Source organism: Streptomyces sp. NPDC005195, assembly GCF_040608315.1.
GTDB classification, from domain to species: Bacteria; Actinomycetota; Actinomycetes; order Streptomycetales; family Streptomycetaceae; genus Streptomyces; species Streptomyces kaempferi.
Genome location: NZ_JBEXHZ010000156.1, coordinates 1 through 4,930, shown reverse-complemented (window position 1 = coordinate 4,930; position 4,930 = coordinate 1). Strand labels below are relative to the sequence as shown.

Genomic DNA, 4,930 nt, shown 5'->3' with positions numbered 1-4,930 from the left:
CTCCTGCGCGGCACCGCGCGCGGTGCCGTCGCCGGCCAGGTACACACCGCCGACCACCGCGACGCCGAGCGTGCCGCCCAGTTGCTGGACGGCGTTGAGGAGCCCGGCCGTGCCCCGACCATCCGGTCCCGGTCCCCGAGTGCGGCGATAGGGTGCTGCGCGTGATCGAGACACGGCCGGACACCCTGATACCGAACGCGCCCGGAGAGCGGCACTCCTCCTGGCTCGAGCTCTTCTTCGACCTTGTCGCCGTGGCCGGAGTCGCCCAGCTCGCGCACCTGCTGCACGGTGAAGCGGGGTGGCACGACGTCGGCCTGTACGTCGTGCTGTACCTGGCGTTCTGGACGTGCTGGCTGTCGCTGACCCTCTACGGAAACGTCGCCGCGGAACGTACGCATGCCCCCGCCCTGCTGCTCGGCATGTTCGGCCTCACGGTGATGGCGGCTGCCGTGCACGGTGTCCAGGAGGGCGAGTCGAGCACGGCGTTCGCCATCGCCTACGCCGCCACCCGTGTCCTGGGTGGCAACGCCTTCGGCGACCGGCGGGAGGTGCTGCTCGACTGGCCGACGGTCTCGTTCACCGCGGGCGCGGTCCCGTGGACCGTCTCCATCTGGGTCGACGGTCCGGCCCGCCCCTGGCTCTGGACGTCCGGCGTCGTCATCGACCTGTGCGTCACGTTCTTCCTGTCCAGGGAGCGCCTGCTGCACAAGCTCCAGCAGCAGTACGCGCACAACCGGCGCCGCGCCGGGGCCGGAGCGTTCACGTCCGAAGACGGCGCTCCGGATCCCGGCGCCATGGTGACCGTCGCCCACACCGACACGGAGCATCTGGCCGAACGTCTCGGGCTCTTCACCATCATCGTGCTCGGCGAGGGCGTCTACCAGCTCGTCGAATCCGCCTCCGAGGCCGGCTGGGGCCGCGGTCTGTACCTCACCGTTCCTGGCGCCTTCGTGATGCTGGTGCTTCTGTGGTCGCTGTCGCTGCGTCGGGGCCGCGGTGGCATCCCCTGTCTCGCGGACGCCGCTGTGCAGCCCCGTCCGCTGCTCGCCCTGCACTGTTTCGTCACCGGCGCGGTGGCGGCCCTCGCGGCCGGCCTCGGAGTCGTCGTGGAACACGCCGACGGCCGACTGCCGGAGCAGACCGGCCGGCTGATGGCCACCGGTCTGGGCGCCTACCTTCTCGTCGCGACCGCCGTCATCGGACGGAGCGGCTCCGGTGGCCTGCCGCGTCTGCTCGCCGCGGCGCTGCCCCCGCTCGCCCTGATCGCCGTGGTGGGCGTCTCCGACGGCGTGGGCCGCCACCCGGCGCTGCTGGTCTGGCTGTTGGTCCTGGCGCTGGTGTGGTTCTCGGCAGGGACGCGGGACAGCAGGAACCAGGCGTCGGGAATCGACGGCTGACCGCCGCCGCCGTCCTCCGAGACGACGCTGGACATCGCACGTCACACATCGCACATCTGACATCTGACATCTGACGTTGCGGAACTTCACATCGAGCAGTCGACGGCGCCCCCGGGAAGCCTCGTTCTCCGTGTACTTCGGCAGTCACTCCCGACCGCACGACCCCCGCACTGGAGACCGGAACACACCGGAGGTCAGACGCACTGGAGACCAGACCCACCGGAAGTCAGACGCAGCGAAGTTCGGACACACCGGGAGGGTGACGCATCGGGGATCGGAAACCGGTCCTCACGCGTGGTCGGGCCCTGGCCGGAGTGTGCCGGGTGGGGCCGGAGTGGTCAGGGCGTGGACCAGGTGGGGCGTGAGGTGTTCCAAGCCTCGGGTGGGGCCGTGGATCAACTGGTGGGCGGTGAGACCCTCGAACAGGGCGATGAGCAGCCGGGCCAGATCACCGGCCGGGACGACGGGCTGAGCGCCGGCTCGGGCGAGTGTCCGCGTCAGCACGTCGGTCAGGCCCTGGGTGAGCCGGTCCTCGTGGACGGCCAGTTGCTCGGCGACCGCGGGGTTGCGGGCCGCGTGCAGGGTGAACTCCATGGACACCAGGAACCATTGACGTTCCTGCGGGGTACGTCCGGCTACGCGTTCACGCAGCTGGACGATCGGATGCTCTCCCGGCACCGGTTCGGCGGCGGCCGTGTCGAGGTCGGCCAGCAGCCGGTCGGTGTGGATGTCGTAGAGGGCGAGGAAGAGCTCCTCCTTGTCCCGGTAGTTGGAGTAGAAAGCGCCCCGCGTCAGGCCCGCGCGTTCGACGATGTCGCTGATCGAGGTGGCGTGGAAGCCCTTCTCGGTGAACAGGGCCCAAGCGCTCTCGGTGAGGGCGGCGCGGGTCAGAGGCCGGCGCTTGGTCGGTGACTTCGGCACGTCGAGGGCCCTTTCGTGGTGCGGAGGGTCGGAAGTGGCCGCGCGGCCAGGGTAGGCGACCGACGGCCCCGTCCGGGAGCCGGTGGTGATCAGCCCGCCTGGTGGTAGTCGTCGTAGAAACCGCGGCCGGTCTTCACACCCAGGTGCCCGGCGTCGATGTAGCGGCGCAGCACATCGCGCGGGCCGGTCGGCAGGGTCGGGTTCTTCGCCGCGTAGTGGTTCTCGATGTCGAGCACGACGTCCAGACCGACCTGGTCCATGGTGCGGAACGGCCCCCGCGTTCCCATGGTGGCGGCCCACATCGCGTCGATGTCCTCGGGGGTGGAGACGCCTTCGGCGACCACGGAGAGGGCCTCGCGCTTGATGGCCGCCCAGATGCGGTTGAAGATGAAACCCGTGCTCTCGCGACGGGCCTCGAAGGGGAGGATGCCGTACCGCGGCAGTTCTCGCAGCAGCAGGTCGAGGACGGCGCGGTCGGTGTGGCCGCTCGACATGAGATCGACCGCCGACTGCTGGGGCGGCATGTAGAAGTGCATGTTGAGCACGCGCTCGGGCCGGGTGACGTGGTCGATGAACTCGCTGGTCGGGTACGACGAGGAGTTGCTCGCCAGGATCGCGTCGGCGTCCGCCGTCCTGTCCAGGTCGGCGAAGACCCTCTTCTTCAGTTCCAGGCGCTCGGGCACCGACTCGACCACCAGCCAGGCCCCTGCCAGCGCCTGGGCGAGGTCGGTGGTGGCGGTCACCGTGCCGGGCGTGCCGCCTTCGATGCGGGCGGCGACCTCGGCCACCTGCTGCTCGACATAGGCGCGGGCGTCCTGCCCGGCCAGGGCTACGGGGTCGTAGACGCGCACCTGGCCGCCACGGGTGGCGAACATCAGGGCGATACGACGCCCGAGGGTGCCGGCGCCCAGGACGGCGACCGGTCGGGTGGCTGTGTCCGTGGGGAGGGCGAACGCCATGACCATCTTCTCTCGCTTCGGCGGAGGGGTACCGCGATCCGCGCGTATGGGGACCGATTTGCCTGTCACGCTCTATCGGGTACACCATGTATCCGATACATAGTGTATTCGATATGAGGAGAGCAACCGCCCCGCAGCTCGACATCACCTCAGTCCCAGGAGAAGGTTCCATGCGCGCCGAAGAAGTCCGACGTCACGCCGTGACCCCACTGACCACCCCCGTCTACCCGCTCCGCCGCACCCGCTTCACCGACCGTGAGTACTTCAACGTCGTCTACCGGACCGACCCCGAGGCGCTGCGCGCCGTCGTCCCCGAACCGCTGGAGATCGACGAGCCGCTGGTGCGCTTCGAGGTCATGAGAATGGGGGACGTGGAGGGTTACGGTCCCTATCTGGAGTCCGGCCAGGCGATACCGGTCCGTCTCGGCGCCGAGCACGGCGAGTATCTGCACGTCATGCACCTGGACAACTTCGCGGCCACCGCCGCCGGCCGGGAGCTGAGCGCCTATCCCAAGACCATCGGCACCCCGGCCCTGTTCGCCGACAACGGCGCCCTGGTGGGCACCCTCGACTACGGGACCCAGCGCGTGGCCACCGCGACGATGCCCTACAAGTGGGAGCCGCTCGACGAGGTGGAGGCCCGGAGCCAGATCACCGCACCCACCTTCGCGGTCAAGATCGTCCCGGGCCTCGACGGCCGCCTGCGGGCCTGTGATCTGGTCCGCACCGAGATCAGCGACGTCACGGTCAAGCAGGCCTACACCGGCCCCGCCCGCCTCCAGCTGTTCGCCCACGCGATGGCCCCGCTGGCAGATCTGCCCGTCCTGGAGATCGTCTCGGCCAGCCACATCGTCACGGACCTCACCCTCGCCCCCATGACACCCGTGCACGACTACCTCGCCGCCTGACGAGCTCGTGACACCTCCGCCCCACCCCTCACCGGCGCGGAACCCCGACCTGGCCGTCCTCACCGACCTGGCCGATCCCTCCGGGGTGCCTCCAAAGGAAACCGTCCCCGGTCGGAGACCTCCGCCCCTACACGGTGGGCGACTCGCCCGATCTCCCGGCGACGGTCCGGTTCGCTGAACCCGGGTGGAGGGATCGGCCCGGGCTCTAGCAGATCGGCACGGCTCCGTTGTGGAACGCCACGTTGCCGTCCACGTACCCCCCGTACGTCCATCCGGCGATGAACAGCTCGACTCCGTTGCCGGCGTAGCGCTCCCCGATGACGCGGTACCACACGTTTCCCGTCCCGCGGTTGTCGCCTCGGTCCCAGCAGACGGCGATGACCGAATCACCGGGAGCGAGGTCCGGGACTCCGACCTTGCCCGAGGCCACGGAGTGGTTTCGGTAGACGCCCACCGAGAACGTCGTGCTCAGGGGGATCGACGCGGTCGCGGAAGCGCTCCCCGCGGTCCCCACGAGCAGCCCGCCGGCGCTCAGCGCCGCAACCGCCGTGACCATGGCGCCACGGCGCCGGAACTTGCCTGTCATCACTGCCTCCCGCTCACTGCCGACACTGCACTTCGCTCCCGAGCATGCGAGGAGGCGCCGGCCGTGTCGCGTGCCGTGCCGTTGAGCGGACCACCACCCCATCGACCGCGCGCGGGAACAGCGTCCCGCCCGCGGGAACAGCGTCCCGGCCGCGGGAAC

Annotated in this window: 5 protein-coding genes; 2 read left to right on the top strand and 3 right to left on the bottom strand. The window is 70.0% G+C overall.

The features are described from left to right. Positions 1-161 precede the first annotated feature (161 nt). Positions 162-1,397, top strand: a complete 1,236-nt coding sequence (locus ABZV34_RS37100; RefSeq protein ID WP_356286970.1) for a low temperature requirement protein A — start codon at positions 162-164, stop codon at positions 1,395-1,397. A 288-nt stretch (positions 1,398-1,685) separates the two neighbouring features. Here the strand turns inward: ABZV34_RS37100 and ABZV34_RS37095 are convergent, their stop codons facing one another. Together ABZV34_RS37095 and ABZV34_RS37090 are read right to left on the bottom strand one after the other, a co-directional pair. Then, the gene (locus ABZV34_RS37095) at positions 1,686-2,318 is read right to left on the bottom strand and encodes a TetR/AcrR family transcriptional regulator (protein WP_356286967.1); all 633 of its coding nucleotides are present in this window, start codon (positions 2,316-2,318) and stop codon (positions 1,686-1,688) included. Positions 2,319-2,407: 89 nt separating this feature from the next. Then, positions 2,408-3,277, bottom strand: a complete 870-nt coding sequence (locus tag ABZV34_RS37090; protein WP_356286964.1) for a 3-hydroxyacyl-CoA dehydrogenase family protein — start codon at positions 3,275-3,277, stop codon at positions 2,408-2,410. A 170-nt stretch (positions 3,278-3,447) separates the two neighbouring features. Here ABZV34_RS37090 and ABZV34_RS37085 point away from each other — a divergent pair, with 170 nt between their 5' ends. Next, positions 3,448-4,185, top strand: a complete 738-nt coding sequence (locus ABZV34_RS37085) for an acetoacetate decarboxylase (protein ID WP_356286961.1) — start codon at positions 3,448-3,450, stop codon at positions 4,183-4,185. Between the two features lie 205 nt (positions 4,186-4,390). On the opposite strand, the gene ABZV34_RS37080 is transcribed toward ABZV34_RS37085, so the two are convergent. Beyond that, positions 4,391-4,771 carry a hypothetical protein gene (locus ABZV34_RS37080; protein ID WP_356286958.1) on the bottom strand — a complete coding sequence of 127 codons (381 nt, stop codon included), beginning with the start codon at positions 4,769-4,771 and terminating at the stop codon, positions 4,391-4,393. Between the last annotated feature and the right edge of the window lie 159 nt (positions 4,772-4,930).

What these genes read in the sequence shown, in the direction of transcription:
- ABZV34_RS37085 (WP_356286961.1), top strand. Translation starts at nt 3,448, where the DNA reads ATGCGCGCCGAAGAAGTCCGACGTCACGCCGTGACCCCACTGACCACC.
- ABZV34_RS37090 (WP_356286964.1), bottom strand. Translation starts at nt 3,277, where the DNA reads ATGGCGTTCGCCCTCCCCACGGACACAGCCACCCGACCGGTCGCCGTC.
- ABZV34_RS37080 (WP_356286958.1), bottom strand. Translation starts at nt 4,771, where the DNA reads ATGACAGGCAAGTTCCGGCGCCGTGGCGCCATGGTCACGGCGGTTGCG.